The sequence below is a fragment of the Vibrio sp. TRT 1302 genome, from assembly GCF_050113875.1.
Classification (GTDB): domain Bacteria; phylum Pseudomonadota; class Gammaproteobacteria; order Enterobacterales; family Vibrionaceae; genus Vibrio.
Window position 1 is genome coordinate 318,784 of the sequence record NZ_JBNJOF010000004.1, and the last position, 19,349, is coordinate 338,132.

At 41.2% G+C, this 19,349-nt stretch carries 16 protein-coding genes and 2 pseudogenes; 4 read left to right on the top strand and 14 right to left on the bottom strand.

Annotation, left to right across the window (positions count from 1 at the left end; genetic code table 11):
- The first annotated feature begins 131 nt into the window (after window positions 1-131).
- Entirely contained in the window at window positions 132-1,502 is a 1,371-nt protein-coding gene (locus tag ACQEXP_RS08515; protein ID WP_426969410.1) for an L-serine ammonia-lyase, read from the top strand.
- 64 nt (window positions 1,503-1,566) lie between these two features.
- On the opposite strand, the gene ACQEXP_RS08520 is transcribed toward ACQEXP_RS08515, so the two are convergent.
- On the bottom strand, window positions 1,567-2,691 hold the full coding sequence (locus tag ACQEXP_RS08520) for a M14 family metallopeptidase (RefSeq protein ID WP_426969411.1): 1,125 nt from the start codon (window positions 2,689-2,691) through the stop codon (window positions 1,567-1,569).
- A 279-nt stretch (window positions 2,692-2,970) separates the two neighbouring features.
- Between ACQEXP_RS08520 and ACQEXP_RS08525 the strand changes: the two genes are divergently transcribed.
- Window positions 2,971-4,446, top strand: coding sequence for a peptide MFS transporter (locus ACQEXP_RS08525; protein ID WP_426969413.1), 1,476 nt, complete (start codon window positions 2,971-2,973; stop codon window positions 4,444-4,446).
- A 63-nt stretch (window positions 4,447-4,509) separates the two neighbouring features.
- Here the strand turns inward: ACQEXP_RS08525 and ACQEXP_RS08530 are convergent, their stop codons facing one another.
- The 6 genes and pseudogenes from ACQEXP_RS08530 to ACQEXP_RS08555 all read right to left on the bottom strand — a co-directional run bounded on the left by ACQEXP_RS08530 (window position 4,510) and on the right by ACQEXP_RS08555 (window position 8,929).
- Window positions 4,510-5,412, bottom strand: coding sequence for an EamA family transporter (locus ACQEXP_RS08530; protein ID WP_426969415.1), 903 nt, complete (start codon window positions 5,410-5,412; stop codon window positions 4,510-4,512).
- A 74-nt stretch (window positions 5,413-5,486) separates the two neighbouring features.
- Window positions 5,487-6,191, bottom strand: a complete 705-nt coding sequence (gene phnR, locus ACQEXP_RS08535; protein ID WP_426969417.1) for a phosphonate utilization transcriptional regulator PhnR — start codon at window positions 6,189-6,191, stop codon at window positions 5,487-5,489.
- Window positions 6,192-6,445: 254 nt separating this feature from the next.
- Window positions 6,446-6,703, bottom strand: a pseudogene (locus ACQEXP_RS08540) (IMP dehydrogenase); the annotation flags it as partial.
- A gap of 225 nt (window positions 6,704-6,928) precedes the next feature.
- A complete protein-coding gene (locus ACQEXP_RS08545) occupies window positions 6,929-7,105 on the bottom strand; it encodes a hypothetical protein (protein ID WP_165491420.1) in 177 nt (58 codons plus the stop codon).
- Window positions 7,106-7,468: 363 nt separating this feature from the next.
- The gene (locus ACQEXP_RS08550; protein WP_074545127.1) at window positions 7,469-8,068 is read right to left on the bottom strand and encodes a hypothetical protein; all 600 of its coding nucleotides are present in this window, start codon (window positions 8,066-8,068) and stop codon (window positions 7,469-7,471) included.
- A 12-nt stretch (window positions 8,069-8,080) separates the two neighbouring features.
- Entirely contained in the window at window positions 8,081-8,929 is an 849-nt protein-coding gene (locus ACQEXP_RS08555; RefSeq protein ID WP_074545125.1) for an endonuclease/exonuclease/phosphatase family protein, read from the bottom strand.
- Window positions 8,930-9,816: 887 nt separating this feature from the next.
- Here ACQEXP_RS08555 and ACQEXP_RS08560 point away from each other — a divergent pair.
- Window positions 9,817-10,683 carry an IS5 family transposase gene (locus ACQEXP_RS08560; protein WP_276396143.1) on the top strand — a complete coding sequence of 289 codons (867 nt, stop codon included), beginning with the start codon at window positions 9,817-9,819 and terminating at the stop codon, window positions 10,681-10,683.
- A 147-nt stretch (window positions 10,684-10,830) separates the two neighbouring features.
- Here the strand turns inward: ACQEXP_RS08560 and ACQEXP_RS08565 are convergent, their stop codons facing one another.
- Window positions 10,831-11,220, bottom strand: coding sequence for a ribbon-helix-helix domain-containing protein (locus ACQEXP_RS08565; RefSeq protein ID WP_042770534.1), 390 nt, complete (start codon window positions 11,218-11,220; stop codon window positions 10,831-10,833).
- A 55-nt stretch (window positions 11,221-11,275) separates the two neighbouring features.
- A complete protein-coding gene (locus ACQEXP_RS08570; RefSeq protein ID WP_052036783.1) occupies window positions 11,276-12,070 on the bottom strand; it encodes a type 1 glutamine amidotransferase domain-containing protein in 795 nt (264 codons plus the stop codon).
- Between the two features lie 465 nt (window positions 12,071-12,535).
- On the opposite strand from ACQEXP_RS08570, the pseudogene ACQEXP_RS08575 reads away from it, so the two are divergent.
- Window positions 12,536-13,359 (top strand): annotated as a pseudogene (locus tag ACQEXP_RS08575) (IS5 family transposase).
- Window positions 13,360-13,517: 158 nt separating this feature from the next.
- Here the strand turns inward: ACQEXP_RS08575 and ACQEXP_RS08580 are convergent.
- The 5 genes from ACQEXP_RS08580 to ACQEXP_RS08600 form a co-directional block, all read right to left on the bottom strand.
- Complete coding sequence (locus ACQEXP_RS08580; protein ID WP_074545115.1) at window positions 13,518-14,594, bottom strand: glycerol dehydrogenase; 1,077 nt, start codon at window positions 14,592-14,594, stop codon at window positions 13,518-13,520.
- 58 nt (window positions 14,595-14,652) lie between these two features.
- Window positions 14,653-16,053: an aldehyde dehydrogenase family protein gene (locus ACQEXP_RS08585; protein ID WP_139309360.1), complete on the bottom strand. Its 1,401-nt coding sequence runs from the start codon at window positions 16,051-16,053 to the stop codon at window positions 14,653-14,655.
- A gap of 17 nt (window positions 16,054-16,070) precedes the next feature.
- Window positions 16,071-17,261 (bottom strand): FIST signal transduction protein, encoded by a 1,191-nt coding sequence (locus ACQEXP_RS08590; protein ID WP_074545110.1) that lies wholly within the window; start codon window positions 17,259-17,261, stop codon window positions 16,071-16,073.
- Window positions 17,262-17,586: 325 nt separating this feature from the next.
- Entirely contained in the window at window positions 17,587-18,276 is a 690-nt protein-coding gene (locus ACQEXP_RS08595; RefSeq protein WP_074545109.1) for an EAL domain-containing protein, read from the bottom strand.
- 10 nt (window positions 18,277-18,286) lie between these two features.
- Window positions 18,287-19,345 carry a hypothetical protein gene (locus tag ACQEXP_RS08600; protein ID WP_426969421.1) on the bottom strand — a complete coding sequence of 353 codons (1,059 nt, stop codon included), beginning with the start codon at window positions 19,343-19,345 and terminating at the stop codon, window positions 18,287-18,289.
- Window positions 19,346-19,349: the final 4 nt, after the last annotated feature.

The following is a 19,349-nucleotide window of genomic DNA, read 5'->3' on the forward strand; positions in this document are numbered from 1 at the left end:
ACCTTGTCGCTAAGTTAGCTTGGATTATTATGTTGATAATCAAACTGGCAAACGTGCAATTGCTCGGCACATGCCATACTTGTTATTAAAAGAGTCCGAAGTACGGGCCATTCAAACAGGAAGTTAAGTTTATGCTGTCAATATTTGATATTTTTAAAGTTGGGGTCGGGCCTTCCAGTTCCCATACTAACGGTCCGATGCTCGCTGGTTATCATTTTACCCGCCTGCTCGCCTCCTCGATAGCGAGTGTCAGTCGCATTCAAGTGGATCTTTATGGTTCGCTCTCCTTAACGGGTAAAGGCCACCACACTGATCGCGCGGTCATCCTTGGCTTACTCGGCAACAAACCTGACACCATCAAAATCTCCAGCGCAAAACAAGCATTGAGCTCAACGATCGAAGAGGGAAAACTTTGTCTTGCCGGCGCGCATACGATCAACTTCAGCTACGATAGCGATATTCTTTTTCACAAAGATAACCTACCTCTGCATGAAAATGGAATGACTATCACCGCCTATGATTCATTAGGCACCCAAATCGCGTTCGAGACTTATTATTCTGTGGGTGGTGGCTTTATCGCAACAGAAAAAGAACTCAAAGAAGGCGGTGGTCAAAACGAAGTTGACGTTCCTTTTCCGTTCACCAGCGCAGATCAAATGCTAGAAATGGCAGAAGCAAATGGTTTAAGCCTTGGCGGCATGATTCTGCAAAATGAACTCCAGTTTTTCAGTGAAGAGGAGATCGTTCGCAAAGCAGATCAGATCTGGAAAGTGATGACGCTTTGCATGCAGAGAGGCTTTGAGACTGAAGGCATTCTAGAGGGCGGTCTCAACGTAACCCGACGCGCACCTAACCTTCTCAAGAAGCTTGAGGCAAATGCAGCGATAGAAAACGATCCGATGGAAATTATGGACTGGATCAACCTGTTTGCGTTTGCCGTCAGTGAGGAGAATGCCGCTGGTGGTCAGGTCGTAACGTCTCCAACTAACGGTGCAGCGGGCGTTATTCCTGCGGTTCTCATGTACTACCACCGTTTTATTAAGGAGTTAGATACCAAACAACTCAAAGACTTTCTGGCCGTTGCTGGGGCGATTGGTATTCTTTACAAAACCAATGCGTCCATCTCTGGGGCAGAAGTAGGCTGTCAGGGCGAAGTCGGTGTGTCGTCCTCTATGGCTGCCGCGGGCCTCACCGCGTTGCGTGGAGGTAGCAATGAGCAAATTTGTATCGCAGCAGAAATTGCGATGGAACACTCGCTGGGTATGACCTGTGATCCTATTGGCGGACTGGTTCAAGTGCCTTGTATCGAGAGAAATGCGATGGGTGCAATGAAAGCCATTAATGCCTCACGTATGGCGCTAAAACGCACCAGTAAGTGTCTTATCTCTCTAGACAAAGTGATTGCGACTATGTACCAGACTGGTAAAGACATGAATAAAAAATACCGCGAAACATCATTGGGCGGGTTGGCCGTGATCCATATGGCTCCACCATGTGAATAACAGCCCAAATAAAAACCCCTGAGATTCGTCTCAGGGGTTAAGTGTTTTGTTCATTGTAGCGCGATTAGATCTTATCGCTGACAGCAAACACTGCGCTTAGCATATCGTGTCCGAATTTAACGCTACGTTCCGGAGACCAGCCATAAAGTGGATCGGGATAATCATTGTTGTCTTTAAACGGCATCTCTACCGTGTATGACAAACATCTGAACTGTTCACCCACCCAATTAGAACCAACCGTCAGGTTTGCCTTGCCTGCTTCGTCTTTATCGTAACCAAACTCATCCTGAAACTCTGGCGTGACCGTTTTTAGGACATCTTTGAACGCTTGCTCTAACTTAGCATGTCGCTCATCATACGATGGTATTCCCTCAGAGCCCGCGACAAAGTTATACGGTATCGCTTCATCACCATGAATGTCCAAGAACATATCAACCCCCGTTGCAAGCATACGCTCTCGCACTAGGTAGACTTCAGGGCTACGTTCCATTGAAGGTGTTTGCCATTCACGGTTTAGGTTGACCCCAATGGCATTGCAACGTAAATGACCTCGAATGCCGCCATCTGGATTCATGTTAGGCACAACGTACAGGACAGCTTTCTCGAGCAAAGCACGCGCCGTTGTGTCATCGTCATCCAGTAGTCGCTGTATGAACCCCTCCATAAACCATTCAGCCATGGTTTCACCTGGATGTTGGCGTGCAATCAACCAGATTTTCTTTTTACCCTCTTCTGGCTCACCAAAAGTGAGTAGGCTCATATCATTGCCATCAAGTGTATGACCCAAGGTTTCAAGCTGACAATGGTGCGCGCTTTGCGCCATATGCAGTAGATCGAGGTGACGGTCGTAGGTATAAGGCGCGAAGTAAGCGAAATAGATTGAGCGACGCTCAGGAATCACAGTGAATGTCAGTGTGTCGCCATCAAAGTCTGCCGGAATTCGAAACCACTCGTCACGGTCATAGGAAGCAACCACATCATAACCGTTCCAACCTTCTGGATACGCTGAGTTTTTCAGATCCAGTATTTTGAACGTGTGAGGCTGTTCAGCTTCAGACTCTAGACGAAAATGAAACCACTGATAAAACTCAGACTGATTGTCATTAGGGATTCTAAGCTGAATATCATCCATATTGGTGGTATTGACGACTTCTATACTACCGCTATCGAAGTTACTGAAGATTTTCATAACGTTACGTTCCTTTTACAAATTCAAGCTTGCAGCGCAGACTAACACAAAGATTTCTAACTAAGAATAGATTTGAACTTGAATGAGTAACTATAGCTGCTCAACAAATATCCAAGGCAAACGATTTAGATCAATAACATTACATTAATTTATGCGAATTTGATAAAACTTAGTGCATCAAGCATTATTTCTGCGATAATTGTTTCAATTTATAACATACCACAGATTTATTAATATTCAGTTGTTACTTCTGTGTTACAACATCTAAAAGAGACTATTATGTGGAATAAACTCAATAAATCAATGATGTTCTGCCAAGCCATGTTTGGGTTATCATTCTATGGTGTAATGGTGATTCTAACCCGCTTCTTCTTAGAAGATTTAGGCTACAGCGAAGCGGATACTATGATGGTCGTGGGCGCATTTTCTTCTATCGGACCGCTGTTTGCGATCGCGGGCGGTTTTATAGCAGATAAGTTCCTTGGTGCCTACCGCTCTCTAACTATTGCATACGGCACTTTTGCTACAGGTTACACGCTACTTGTGTTGGGTGCTTCAGCAACCAATATCCCGATGAGTTTGGTGGGTATTGCTCTAGCAAGCTATGCGCGCGGTTTGATGTCTCCTTCTTACCCAAGTCTTTACAAACGCACTTTTGCTTCAGAAGAAGATTTTGAAAACGGCTACCCTGTCAACTATTCGGTAAACAACGTCGGTGCACTATTAGGTCAGTACCTATTCCCGATGTTTGTGCTTGTTATTGGTTTCCACGGCAGCTTCTCACTCTCAGCGGTTATGGCTGCTTTCGCGTTTGGGGTACTCATCGTATTCAACAAACAACTGGTTAGCGTAGGTGCAGACATCGACCAGAAACCAGTTAGCGCAAAAAACTGGATCGCTTTCCTTACCCTATCTGCGGCGATGGTAGGCTTAGTATTCTTCATGTTCTCTAACATGGATATTGGTCAAAATATCGTTTATGCGATTGGCGCGGCCGCGATTCTTTACTTCATCTCACTAATGTTTAAATCAGGTAAATCTGACGCACTGAAAATGGGTACTATCCTCATCATGACAGTGCTCACGACCTGTTTCTTCGTTTACTACGGTCAGATGATGACATCTATGACAATGGTCACCATCAACACAATGCGTGGTGATCTGTTCAACTTGATCCCAATCGCACCAGAAGCCTCAATGGCGATGAACCCACTATGGTGTATTGTTGCAGGTCCAGTGATTTCAATGACTTTCTCTTCTTTGGAAAAGAAAGGCATCACTTTCTCAACAGCCACTAAGATTGGTTTTGCTTTCATCTTTACTGCGATCGCGTTTGGTATCCTGACGATGGCTGTAATGAATGTTGGCGAAGATGTAATTATTCGCCCTGAAGTGTTCCTTGCTATCCACTTCTTCCAAGCGTTCGCTGAAGTTATCGTTGGTAGCTTGGTGGTGGCGTTTATTCTGTCGGTTGCACCTAAGCACATCGAAGGCTTCTCAGTATCACTATTCTCGGTAGCCATGGCACTGAGTGGCATCGTTGGTGCGGTATTCTCCACCTCAATCGCATTAGAGAAAGGCCAGCAAATCACCCAAGAGATCGTGCAAACGGTTTACGGTGAGTACTTCCAGCTACTCACAATTCTTGCAGTAGTCATGGTCGCAATTGCGCTGTTCTCTTCAATGATCATCCGCAAAATGCTTGCAGCAGCACGAGCAGATGAGCAACCTCAAATGGTTGAAGCTGAAAGCTAATTTACTGCCAGCAATAAATAGAAAAACCCAAGCCATTGCTTGGGTTTTTTATTGTTTGTTGATCTAAACAACGGTCATTACAAGTCCGATAAAGATGAAACTGGCGCCGATGCTTCTCGTCAGAGAAAAACGTTCTTTGAGTAACACAACGCCGAAAATCATGCCAAACACGATACTCATCTGACGCAGTGCCACCACGTAACTGACGTTTTCTGTCATCGTCATCGCATACAACACCATGCCATAAGTCATCGCCATCATAGCACCGGCCATCGCGGAAGGTTTACGTATCTTCCAAGCCTCTCTGAATTCATTCCATTGACGGGTGACGATCAGATATAAAGCGATCACAGCGAAGATGACCCAAAACTGCAAAGCTAGGTAATAGATAGCAAGATAACTTTCAGTGGTGAGGTTGGCTAACTCCCGCTCAAGAATGACCAAGGCTTCTTTGTCTAATATTGAATACCCCATCGTCCCGATGGCAGCAACAAGGGCCCACAGCACACCCGTATTCGCGTATTGAGCAATATGGAACTGTTTCAGGGATACGATTGGAACCAATAAACAGCCCGCTGTAATGAGAAAAAACCCAACCCATACCGTCAGTGACAGATGATAACCTAGCAGTGCAGTGCCTACTCCAACCATCAGAACAGGTAACGCACGAGCGATAGGATATATAACGCCGATATCACCATGTTTATATGCGATACCTAAGCTAATAAGATAAATAACCTGCGCCACGCCGCTTATCAGTAGCACCCACCAAAAAGAGGGGGAAAGCGAAGCGTAGTTTATCTCGTGCAAGTACCATATAACGTAAGGAAGCAGCATTAACGAAGCTGCAGCGCTGCTCGAAAGAAAAAATGCTTTACCCGAAGACTTGTTGCTCTTGCTCAACAGATTCCATCCGGCATGCAAAAATGCCGATATCACCACCAGACCAATTGCCCAAAGCGACATAAAACGTCCTTATTGAAATGCCAGAGAGTTTCAGATCTCCAAAATCACACCCTGTTCGGTTGTCAAACGGCTGTTTATTGATCTAAGACCGCTTGCGATTGAATGCTGATCGCGTCGTGTCGCCAGTATTCGATCTCCCCTTCAATTAGGGTTCCGTTGCGATCATACTTGATTCGTTCAATCACCATTGCCTGTGTGCCTGGCGTGGCTCGCAAAGCTAACGCCAGCTCTCCAAGTAGCGTACTAACGCCTATTCGATAGGTTACTTTATGACAGTGGACGCCAAAGTGGTTTCGGTAAATCCCACTCAGTGAGTCAGATAGATCAAAATCGAGTAAATTGGGAAATAACTCTGGTCGAATATAGTGAGTAACGAACGCTACCGGACGGTTTTCTAAGTAGCGTACACGCTCCAAGTGATACACATCGGAAAAGGGCGGAAGTTTGAGCAAACTAGCAGCCTGCTTATTAGCCAGACCGGTTTTGGACATCAGGAGTTCTGTTTTAGCCATACGCTCTTGCGTTCGCGCCACTTCGGTAAAACTCGCTAATGTCGAGAGATCGTAAATAAGTGGCTGTGGAGAAATAAACCATCCACGACGGTCCTCACGATAAATACTGCCTTCTGCTTCCAGTAACGCTAGCGCCTCACGCAATGTTACTCGGGTAGTATCAAACGACTCGGCCAATTTCCTCTCTGATGGCAGTTTTTGCCTCGGTGCTAACATGCCCGTCTCAATCTGTTCTTTAATCGAATCCTTGATTTTTACATATTGCATAGTAGACCTAACCTTTACGCCATCTGGGCATTTCTCTAATCGCCGAACCAAACACCTAAACCGTGATAAATAGCAGAAGTAGAGTGTGGGGAGTAAATGAATACTACCCTAGAAACGGGGGAAAATGCATTAGTAACAAGCCGTTGTGTTGCGCTCATAGCAAGTTGGTGGCTATTCACAGATTGGCAATCTAGTGCTGTCAGTTTTCAGACAAAAAAAGAGCCGCGAAATGCGGCTCTTAATAATTCGTAATTTTACTTCTCTTTACCGAATACGTTGTTCTCTTGCTCTTGTACGCGGATGAAAGTCGTACGCTTAGTTAGCTCTTTAAGCTTTGCTGCGCCTACGTAGGTACAGGTTGAACGTACACCGCCAAGGATGTCTGAGATAGTGCCGTGAACGCTACCGCGGTATGGCAATAGTACGGTTTTTCCTTCAGCTGCGCGGTACTTAGCGACACCACCTGAGTGCTTGTCCATCGCAGACTGAGAAGACATGCCGTAGAACCTAACACAAATACAATAAACACGTTAACAATCAGAAACTTAACCACAATTATCATGTACATAAACACAGCATTTTGCCCCTTATATAACGCTGATTTACATTTGTTTTCAGTGGGTGCCGCCATTTTTGTCGCCACTATTTTTGCTTATCATGTGACTTTTCTATTTTGAAACGTTAACTGTACCTATTTGTTGAATCCATCCAAAATGCTAGTTTTTGCTGCACGATATTTAAAAAGCAAAAATCATACGTAGGGTTAAGAATGGGGATGAACCAACATACTGAATAGCGGCTAGGTGAATATGCTCTTTGGTGAGAGGCGCAGCTACAGCCCTTAACCCTAGGATTAGCCCTGATTCATCAGATAGAGGAACACTTTCGCCTGATTTCGTTTTCAGTTCTGCCAACGTACGCAGCCTTTTCTAATTGTATATTAAACTCATTATGCCATCGGCTGCTCAATTATCGCATTGATTTTCTGTGGTGTTATTGGAATGTACTTCTGAATCCAAGAGCAGACTAGTATGGACTAGTAGCATTGAACTCTTAGATATAAGCAGCCTAAATTGACGAATATAGGATACGTATACAACTTCGGTCTACTTTGCTAAGAAAAACTCACTTGAATAGTGGGTCAATAGTTTTGGGGCGCTTTGAATCAGAGAGCACTACGTTTAAGTTTAAGCATTCAAACCATCAGATTCTGGGTAGGCGCAATTCGAAGGTCTTGTGAAAATGTAAATCAAAGGATTAACTGAAATTCTAATACACTAAGCCTCGAGCGTTTTTTTGAACATCTCTATGTCAATCTCTCGACCACCATTATCGTGAACGTCAGGATCATTTTGCTTCCCGTAATCTGTGTTAAAAATTACTGTAATCTTCACAAACAGCAACTCACCGTCAGAACCGGACTCAGACTCCAAAGTGTAATCTAGAGACTCTTCATCTAGAGCACGGTATATCTTTCCTTTCAACTCCGCTTCATACGTTTCAGCGGTCTTCTTTTGTTTCGTTTCTAGATGGCTTTCAATAGCTATACCAACAAGATAATTTGCTACATAGCCGGCTATAAATTTTGCCACACTCATAACCTCTGGCGATAAAAGGAACTCAAAGCTTCCCTTTCTCACATCTTCAAGGAACAAAGTTTGTAGCTCACCTTTATGTACTTGTTTAGATATTACCTCAAGGTTTTCTACTAACGTCTCATCAACCCCCATCAATACTGTTTTGAGTTCGTCGATATCTGATTCAATGCTCTCAATTACAAAATCTGATGTACAATCTAAAACTCGAACGATCGGAGCTAAAGGCATTCTCGAATCAAACACAGATTTAAACTTTATACTCAAGCTTAAGTTGCGCATAACACCTGCCTCCTATTTCATTATCAGAGTAGATATACGATGGTCACTAATCGACTTGGGCAGGTCCATATTCTTAAATTCAGCGTTACTCAATCCAATATCGACCAAGATATGGTCAATGAGCTGCTTTTTCTTCCTATAGATGTATGAATAGTTCTCGTCAGTTGCAACTTGAACCAACTTGTCCCCATCGTCAAATTCTCCTAGTAATGTCTTCAACGGTTTAGAGTCTGGGAGGTCATTCATATCACCCATTACAATAACGTGGTCATAACTGCTCCAATTGGTAACTACAGCTTTTCTAATGGCTTCTGCCTGAGCCGCACGCTTAGCATCTTTCTCTTCGCTATTGTTTCTCTTAGAAGACAAATGAGCCACAACCACATAATAATTCTTACGTTCATCCTTTAAGCCAACAGCTAAGACTTTAGATGGCTGTACCGGTTTCTTCGTGACACTTGAAGTGCCCTTGAATTCAGGTAAGTTTGAAGCGGTCCCCTCGATCACAGAAAATCTCGTTAAAATAGCCACATCCTGCTTCGTAAACGTGTCTCTACCCTCAACGAAAACAACGTTCCATTCAGGAAGATAAGCCGCTATATCCTCAACAACATGCCGGCCTTCAACTTCAATTAAGCCAACAACATCAGCATCTATAGCTTTGATGACTAGAGCAAGTGCAAAAACTTCCATTTCGTATTCTTTGCGAGTTGGTGGATAAATATCATCGTATTCATAACCAACGACCTGTCCTTCATGGGGTTCTTTATAGTCCCAAAGCCATTCAGTGTTGATTGTTGAAATAGTTATTGCTTGTACTTGTAAGCACACTAAACACAATAAGCCAGCTAACGTTTTCATGGTCACTCTCCTTGTTACACTAAAACTTAGCACATCGTGATATCTAACAAGTGTCATAAGTAAGACTCATAAGGAGGTAATCAAAAAAGTACATTCTTAGCGTCTGATGGTAATATAGCCGCTACTTGAGAAGACAAGTTCGTAAGCTAGTCGAATGCTTCGACGACAAGGCACTTAAAACTAACAACTCACCTCACCACTTTGAACTGGTTCTGCTAAATCAATAATAAAAGTGTTGCTTCTAACACACGAGAATAATCTTGGCTCAAAAAGTGTTAGCGCATAATTTGCAAAAAGTCGGGTCAATGCTGCAACTCGCAACCAAACGTCATTACGAACCTTACTGCCTCAATCAGTACATACTCATTGAAATTGATCGTTAAATCGACGTCGGTCAAAACAATGGTAAAAAGTATGTCAGCATCCACTAAATCGTTCATTAAATACCAATCGAATTCTTCAAGGTCAGTTCGCGCCACAGCTTGACTCATCAAATCAAGAAGCTCGTCTAAACACTTCTCTCTATCTGACTTTGCTCGGTGTATATGTGTTAGCAGGATAGTCTTTACATTCATACAACTAGAGTAGCGGCTTTTAGATGTTACCAAGTATGGAATTCGTCTGATGCATCGTGATCTGAAACAAATTTTGAGCTCACCAAAGAACCTAACGAGAAGGCTTTGGGTATTAATAATTTAAATTTTTTTTCAATAATAGCTGGTACTTTAATTAGACATTGCACACCGGTATAAGTAGGCTTTGTTTCCTAAATCAGGGAACTAAATCATTAACCTACGATCTGATCGGCTAAGTTCACTCAAATACTTAGACCAATGCCCAAGCCTCGCTACAAAACAACCAACTGGAAACTCTATAACTAAGCTTTAATCAATCGCGGTTCACTGACATTTTGGATTGATGAACAGGCTGTTCAGCAATGGAAGCAAATCAAGCGGGGGAACCGTGGAAGACCTCGTTCGTTTAGTGACTTAGCGATTACGACGGCTCTTATGGTTAAGCGAGTATTTTCACTGCCGTTGAGAGCTCTCCAAGGATTCATTAACTCTATTTTTAAGCTCGCTCAACTACCGTTGTCATGCCCTCATTATTCATGTATTAGCAAACGAGCTAAAACGGTCAACGTCGCCTTCAAGACAAAAACTAAAGGAACAATCCAGCATTTAGCTCTTGATGCAACAGGACTAAAGGTCTTCGGTGAGGGTGAATGGAAGGTAAAAAAGCATGGCACTGACGGGAAGCGTCGTGTCTGGCGAAAGTTACATTTAGCGGTCGATACAGACACGCATGAAATCATTGCCGCTGAGTTAAGTTTATCGAATGTGAGTGACGGTGAAGCGCTCCCCAATTTGCTCAAACAAACTCGCCGAAGAATTGTAGAGATATCTGGTGATGGTGCTTATGACACAAGATTGTGCCACGAAGCCATTCGCATCAAACGAGCCACAGCACTCATTCCACCAAGGGAAAGCGCAGCCTTCTGGGAACAAGGTCCTCCTCGCAACTTAGCAGTCGGTTGCCAGAAGCTATATGGTTCAAATAAGCATTGGAAAAAGAAGTACGGCTACCATAAACGTTCACTCTCGGAGACGGCGATGTTCCGTGTAAAGAAACTGCTCGGTGGGACGCTAAGCTTAAGAAATTACAATGGCCAAGTTGGTGAGACTTACGCCATGATAAAAGCGTTGAACAAAATAACAGGGCTAGGTATGCCTGAAACAATGATGATCGCCTAACAATTAGTCATGTTAGGAGCGTTCTTAATTGAACTCGAATTAGGAAACAAAGCCCATTTAAGCTGATAAAAATCTAGTACAGATATGATCTGACAGGCACCGAGTCCAAAGTGAATAACTATCAGATCAAGTCTTAATTTGTATAGATTAATTAATAGATGACGACTTTATTGGACTAAATTTTCTTAACTTTAGATTATTTTCTTCTTTCATTAAAATATACTCTGAATCAACTTCCTCTAAAGGAAAGTTATCACCTCTTATTAACTCACCATCTGCAATTAGTGATAAATACCTAGAGCAACAAACTCTAAGGAATGATGTGAAATTTCCTATATCTAAATCGGCATCAAGAGATTCAAAATACAATTTCGTAATCATTTTATTTACAGTCATATTCTCCCTATTAGATATTTCTTCTAATGTATTCCAGAAAAAGTTCTCTAATCGAATAGATGTTGCCACACCATCTATTCTTAACGAACGTGTCACGCTTGACCATAAAGTTTGATCTCCCTTTACAAATAACTTACACATCTAAATATTCTCCTAAAAGGAAAGAGTATAATTTTATACTCTTTCAACGTTTTAATTATTTTACTTTGTCAGTAAATGAAACCATTAATCTTGGTAAATCATAAGGAAACCTACTAGTAATCAAATTTCCATCAATTACAACTGGTTGATCATAAACTTTAGCACCTGCATTTTCTAAGTCTTTCATGATTGCCCAATAACCAGTCATTTTTCTTCCTTTAACTAAATCTGAGTTAATTAAAACTAATGGACCATGACATATAGTTGCAAGTGGTTTGTTTGCACTCATAATTCCCTTTACAAGTTCTTGCGCTTCAATATCAGTTCTAAGAAAGTCTGGATTCCATGCTCCTCCGGGTAAAACTAGACCATCAAAGTCATTCGGAGAAACTTCATCAATATATTTATCTATTTTTAACCAACCAGAATTTTCCATCAATCTCACGGTCATAATGTGTGTACGTCGGATTTCTGGGAATTTCAAACCTAATGTTTCTGGGTAATCTATTTTCCTAGGAGATACAACGACAACATCGGCTCCAATTTCACGTAAATAGTTTAATGGGACCAGAATTTCTAGTTCTTCAACACCATCAGTTGCTAATATGGCGATTTTCTTACCTTTCAATTGTTTTTTATCGTGCTTTTTTAGCATAAAATCTTTAAGCTCTTTATTTAATTTCCCATCGGCTGTGATTAACTTCACAGTATCAAGTGTAGGAACAAGAGAGTTAGTAGAAACTAAATCATACACATCGACTTTATTTTCATAAGCAATAGCATTACCAGAAGCCAGTAATATACTCAGTGTTAATAGGATGGTTTTAAAGTTTATACTATTGATTTTCATTTAATTTCTCCAAAAATTCTTAAACAAATTTATATTTTAGTTTCCCTAGATAATAAAAATAGAAATAAACTAGTACCCCTTTCTATTTTAGATATCTTTAAAAAAAAGAATTATTATCTTTTTCGACAGATCTAATTTTATTATAAAATGTAGTTGTCAATTAGTGCGTTTATAGGTATGGCTTACATGAAATGGCATTAACCCCTTAAATTTGTTAAAGTTAACTACTATTGTTATGATAAGTTTCGATGAAATTTAATTCTATATTGATCTTATGGTGGCTGGGTAATATGTGAATACCACAAATATAAGTAATTCCCGTTCGGTTATAAATAATCAACGCCGTTTGTTAAACTAGTGGGGTTAAATTGGCTTTGTTGCTTAAATCGATGGAACTCACTCGAGAAACTACGATTAGGCTACACCTATTAATCGTCTAAGCCTCGCTACAAAGCAACTAACTGGATGCAGTACAACCAAGCTTTAATCAATCCAGGTTCACTCACTCTCCAGATCGATGAAGAAGCCATACTCAAGTAGAAACAGACCAAGCAAGATAAGCGTGGTAGACCACAGCTCTTTGATGAAACGAGTTTTCTCAATGCCGTTAAGAGCATTGCAAGGGTTTACAGATTCAGTTTTTGCGTTAGCCAACGTCCCCTTAGTCTGCCCAAACTCCCGTTATATCATTCGCAGAGCTAATTGAGACGTCATTTAAACCAAGCATCAGAGGTGCAATACTGAATGCCTCAAGGTTTATGGCGAAGGTCAAGAAGCATTGGATTAATGGGAAACGTAGAGTTTGGAGAAGGCTGCACTGAGCGGTAGACACCTCTAGTCACGAAATTATTGCGGCAGACCTGAGTCTATCTAATATTATCAACCAGAAGTCCTCCTTAATTTGGTCAAGCAAACACGTCAACGAATCAACGGAATAACCAGAGATTGGGCTTACAATACAAGGTATTGTAAGGATGCTATATAGCTCAAGGGAGCGATTCAACTCACCCCGCTAACAGAAAAGGCTCCCTTCTGGGCTCAAGGACATTGGCACAATTTAGCAGTTGGACGTCAAAAGCTTTATGATTCGAACAAGACGTAGAAGAACCGGTATTGGTATCACAAGCGCTCACTCTCTGAAACCACTATGTATCGAGTAAAACAGGTACTAGGACGAAAACTAAGCTTGAGAAATTATAATACTTCAGGTTGGAGAAACGCACACTATGACCAAAGCACTGAACAAGATCACAGGGCTAGGTATATCAGAAGCTCGGTATATCCTTTGAGATATCAAGCACAATAGGTATGTATACCTGCGCTATGAGTAAAGCACCAAAGCTACTTAGGCATTGTTGTTCCATTCCTCAGCAAATAACTTCTTTCTATGGATTGCTCTTTAAAGAGCAACCCATAGTCTCAAAAGGTGACTAAACTAAATCTACATTTACACCAATTTTGACGAAATTTCGTTGGCCGTGATTATCGCTTGAACTAGATCGCTTGGCTTTATCGTGAAAGGCATATTATGGATGGTTTCGCTAGACTCACATGCAGCATCAGCCACGACTTTAAGGTGAGCTAATTCGATTTTAGATATACCCATTTCTTTCAACGTCGTCGGAAGCCCTAGTTCACGACAAAATCTAATAATTGCTTTTAGCTCATCGGTATCAGATCTTTCTAATACCAGTTGAACAATAGTGCCAAAAGCGACTTTTTCACCGTGTAACAAATGATGACATTCGTTGATTTGAGAAAAACCATTGTGAATAGCATGAGCAGCGGCCAACCCCGAACTTTCGAAACCAATACCACTTAAATAGGTATTCGCTTCAATAATATTCTCTAGAGCAAGTGTCACTTCACCATTATCAACACTACGCTTAGCATCAAGACCAAACTTCAATAAGGTTTCATATGCGAGCTTGGCCAACGTAAATGCAGATAAACTCGGTATACCTCCTGCCATGGTGGTACGCTGATATTGATAGTTAACTCTAGCTTCAAAATATGTGGCTAGTGCATCACCGATACCAGCAACCAGCAAACGAGTAGGAGCTTTCGCGATAATATGTGAGTCAACGACGACAAGATCTGGATTTTTGCGAAGTGGAAGGTATTCTAAGAACTCACCTGATTGTTTATAGACGACCGAAAGAGCACTCGTTGGAGCATCGCTCGAAGCTGCTGTAGGGCAAACTACCACTGCGATGTTCTGTAAATGACTTATAGCCTTTGCACTATCAATGACTTTTCCGCCTCCAACACCAATAACGACATCAATAGACTTTTCTTTTACTAAGAGTCCTAGCCGTTCAATTTCTTCATAGCAGCATTCACCTGAAAATAGTTCTATCTTCTTAAATACACTGTCAGATAAATCAATACTCACCTTTTCGCTTATTGTTTTATCAATGATCACCAATGCTCTGGTACCCAAATGCATCACCAAAGACGCCAGCTCATTAAGTACATGAGGACCTTGAACATATTTAGCAGGAGAAAGAATTACTCGATTCATAATAAATCCTTGAAATAATAGGACCGTGTTATGAACACACAACACGGTCATCTAATAGTTAGTAAACGTCTTTAAGGATTAAGCTTTTAACTTTTGACATTTCTTCCAGCGTGGATGAAACCCCTTCACTTCCAAAGCCACTCATTTTGTGTCCACAGAAAGGAATTTCGAAACTACGATAGAAACTGGCTCCATTGACAACAAACACGCCACACTCGATTTGTTTAGAGTATGCGATGGCCTTTTTGTAGTCAGTAGAGAAAACACAAGCACTCAGAGCATAAATAGAGGCGTTAGCAATACGAATAGCTTCCTCTTCAGTATCAAAAGGAATAATGGACACTACTGGACCAAAAATCTCCATATTTGATGCTACATCGGCTGTTACGGGGATGTCCGTAATAATCGTTGGGCTGTAACAAGCACCTTCTCTTGTTCCACCAAAAACTAGTTTCCCCCCCTGTTCAATTGTCAGTGCAACTTGTCTCTCCACTGACACAGCAGCCTGCTCGCTAATAAGACAACCAAAATCTGTTGACTCATCTTGTGGGGAGCCTAGGTTTAGTTGCTGCAGTTGAGCGATGCTTTTCTCGATGAATGTGTCTACTTTCGACTTATGAATGATGAAACGTTTACTTGCGCAGCAGACTTGACCCGAGTTGTACATACGTCCCCAAATCATCTCTTTTACTGCGAGATCGATATCGGCATCTTCGCAGACGATGAAAGCATCGTTCCCGCCAAGCTCTAATGCGACATGTGCCAGACGTGACGCACAAATATCGGCGATTTCGAGTCCAACGGGTGTCGAGCCAGTGAAAGTAACCATATTGACGTCCGGATGTTGTGTCAGCACTGGACCAATATCTCTCCCCTCCCCGATTAAACAATGAATCGCGTCTTCAGGTACCCCCGCTTTCTTCAACAATTTAACCAACTCTCTGACAGTGAGGGGGTTGTTGGTAGAAGGTAACACAATGACTGAATTACCCATCATCAATGCAGGAGCTACCTTTTGACAAAATAGATCACAAGGAAAGTTAAAGGGTAAAATACAAGCAACAACACCGAGTGGCTCTCGTGTTGTGATCTGAAGATTAGAAGCTTGGCCGGCTTCACTGGTACCAGGGAAGGAAGTGTCGTATAAATGCTTGGCCTTTTCGATAAATGCTAAAAACCCAATAGCGATATTATTAATTTCCGCTTGCGCTTCTTTAATCGGCTTGCCGGACTCTTGAGACAGTAAAGAACTAAGCTTGTCTTTTTCATCTTCAACTAAGGTTAGAAATCTATATAAAACAAGCGCTCGTGAGCTTAGCGGTAAAGCACTCCATGTTTTCTGACCAATCACTGCATCTAAGATGTGTTTTTCCACTTGCTTTTTAGTTGTTGTTTCCAACTCAGCGATCAGTTCATTATTGTAAGGGTTATAAACATTTAGCATATTTTTATTTGACATGATTATTCTCAATATTCTTATTTTTCAAAAGCGGTAAATGAAAGCATCAACCCGCCGCACGTATTAGCACTACATTCGTTATATCCATATTCGCCAAAGGTGAACTCCACTACATAAGGAATATCACCACATTCCTCTTGAAGGATTTCGTGGACTTGATGGATCTCGTTGCCAATTTCCATTCGACGGCCAGCACAGTGAACGAGATGTAAAGCGCCCACTTTATCCTTTGGCATCTTGGCAAATAATTCCCTAATGGTGTGTCGGACTGCCCCGATGAGTTCCGTTTTCGTCGCTGACATTTGAATGAATGACGAACCTTCACAAATGTCGTTTCCAACGGACATGGACATATCATCATATCCAACGAGCGGGTGCCGTATCGCAGTCAAAGAGCCTGTTATATCTTTGATGCCAATAGGCTTTAAAATAGACTTCGTAAGAAGCTGATCGCCGCGGAGGCTCTCTACTGTTTCTCCAATCCATTCGGCGTATTGTTTTAATGCAGGTTGATTATTAATTTCGCATACCACACGCTTGCCTTTCATTTTGGTGACAAGTCCCATGTTTATCGACTCGTGATATCCGTCGGCGTATTGATTAACAATCTTTTTGTTTGACAAAAATAACGCTGCTGCGGCGCCGTTTCTGGTTGACTCGCTTTGTGTAAACAATGCCCAACGACCTTGGACCGAATTGTCTGCAGCACTCCCACCAAACAAGGGCAAACGGCCAGTTTTTTGGCTGATACCTTCTAAGTAACTCTCTTCTTCACCTGGAGAAGAAACCATGTACAAAAATGTGGGGGGCTGCTCAGAAACAACGAGACCTTGGTTTAAGCTATGACCCAACTTAAGCCCAAGAGTATAAGCTTCCAAAGAGTCTGATTGCACAGAAGTGTTACTAACCAAAGACGTTCTAACTTCCAGCTGAGCATCGTAAATAGCCAAAGCGCATGCAAAACCCTCACGATTAAATAAATACCCACTTGGTGTAATTACTCCGCATGAGGACGTGTTTCCTATAATATTAACGTCACCCAGAACACTTTTAACGCCTTTAACAAGCTGGGTATGTTCATGAGTTTCACTGATATATATAAAAATAATACTTATTTTGGTGAGTTTTGATTTAATGCTTTTTCCAATATGTTCACCAGACTTAAAGCTATCTGATTCGATATTTGAGCATACATGTGATTGAAGCATGTCGTTCTCCTTTTTCTTCGTAACCATTTAACCAATGGGTATGAACTCAAAGGTAGTAAGATTCTACTATTGAAAAAATGTGTGACGACAATCAAAATATAAACTGAGAAGAAAATCGGGATGGATAGAGGAGCGATGATTAAGAAAAACGAACTATCAAAAAGAATAAAGTTAATAAATTATTACTACAAAAAACGGATATTAACAGTCAGTCACTCGTAATAAATCCCATTCCATTAATAAAATGGCCACCCCCAACGATCCATGTCAGAGACAGCCTAAATAGAATACATACACAATTGCAACCGAATAAAGCCGGAACTCATCAACCAAATAAATCACCCAAAGGTTTAGGCGCGCTAAACAAATATCCTTGAAAATAATTAATATTCAGCTTCTTGATAAAGTCATAAGTATCTGTATTTTCTACTCCTTCCGCCACAACCATAATATCAAGTTTTCTAGTTAAATCCGACATACTCTCCAATATACATCTCTTTTTAAAATCATACTGAGAGTCCAATATAAAAATTCGGTCTATCTTTAACTCATCTATTGGTAGTTTTAGGATTTTATCGAGCGATGAATATCCAACACCAAAATCATCAATTGAAATACCGACCCCGTATTGTTTTAATTTGAGTATATTTTTTATCAAAGACATAGAACAATCATAGTACTCTGTCTCTGTAATCTCAACTTTAAACCGTGAAGGACAAATATTGTACTCTTCGCATCTAGAAACAAAATACTTATAGAAACTGGAGTTTTCTAATAAACTAGGAGGCAAATTTAAAGAAATCCTATAAGGAACCTCATAAAATCCAATATCATGGATTGCATTCAAAAGAACATTATCAAACAAACGACAATGTTCAAATTTCGATAAAAACGCAGACGGATAAAGGACACCTTTATTCGGAACTTTGAGTCGTACCAATGCCTCCAATGCAACAACATCGGATTTGTTATCAATAATTGGCTGATAATAATTTATGAGTTGGCCATTTTTCACGATGCTATCCCTACTTAAAGTTAACTCGTATGCGCATTGTGGCGGAATACTCCCCCAACGTGACTTGCGACTTCGGTTTAGTCAACACAGGTGCTGAAGTAAACTGAATTCTTTTATATCCTCTGGAATCAAGAGAAGTATTAAATTTGTTCCAGACATTGTTTATTACGTAGTTAGTCCCGAAAGTACCGACAGATAACACAGATTTAATTTCAACACCATCCAAGTCAGTCTTCAAACCATACTCACTAAAGTCACCAGTAAACTCGATTTCAACTGGAACATTTGAGTAGTTACAATAAATATTTGTGATATGTGTTTGTGGTGGAATTTGAGTATTTTCGCTGGGCATCTGGTCATCAAAGTCGCTTAGAAATGACGTTTTAAACGTATATTTTTGGGTAAAATCGCCTGTAGTGAAACAGTTGTGACCGCTAAATACCTGACCGTTAATTTCAACCATTCGGATTATGTCCGTACTCGAATCTGGGGATTGTCCTCTCCTCATTCTAAAGTAGCCTAAAGGAGAATTATTAATATCTTCCCAACCTATAATAGGAGCCAGTAAGCGAATTCTTAGTCGCCCTTGAGTCAAGCTAGATAAAGTGGACGGGCCCTTGCAGTTACTTTCTGGGACGTTATTTCCGTAACCAGAAAAAGGTATATCTTTTTTAACGTAGGCACGTACGCTATCATCCCAAATATCTGTATCTAAAGCATATGCTAATACATTACTCCCTGGCACTGTGTACCATTGGGAGCCGTCATAATTGTCCACGTAAGTAGCGTAAGGATTCGTACCACCGGTAAAGAAGGTTTGCGCAACCCACGAGTTTGCAGCACAATCACATTCAGCTGTCAGAAGCGGTGTAGAATAAGATTGATCATAAATAATGCTGTTGGGCACATTTTGAGCTTGCGTTAACGTAATCGTATTAAGCTGAACACGCGTTCTCTGATTTCCAGACGTATTGACGCAATTGAAAGTCTGAGCGTATGAGACGTCTGGAAATATGACGAATAACAAACTCAGCACCAACTGACCAAATAGTACATAGTTATTTTTCATCTTA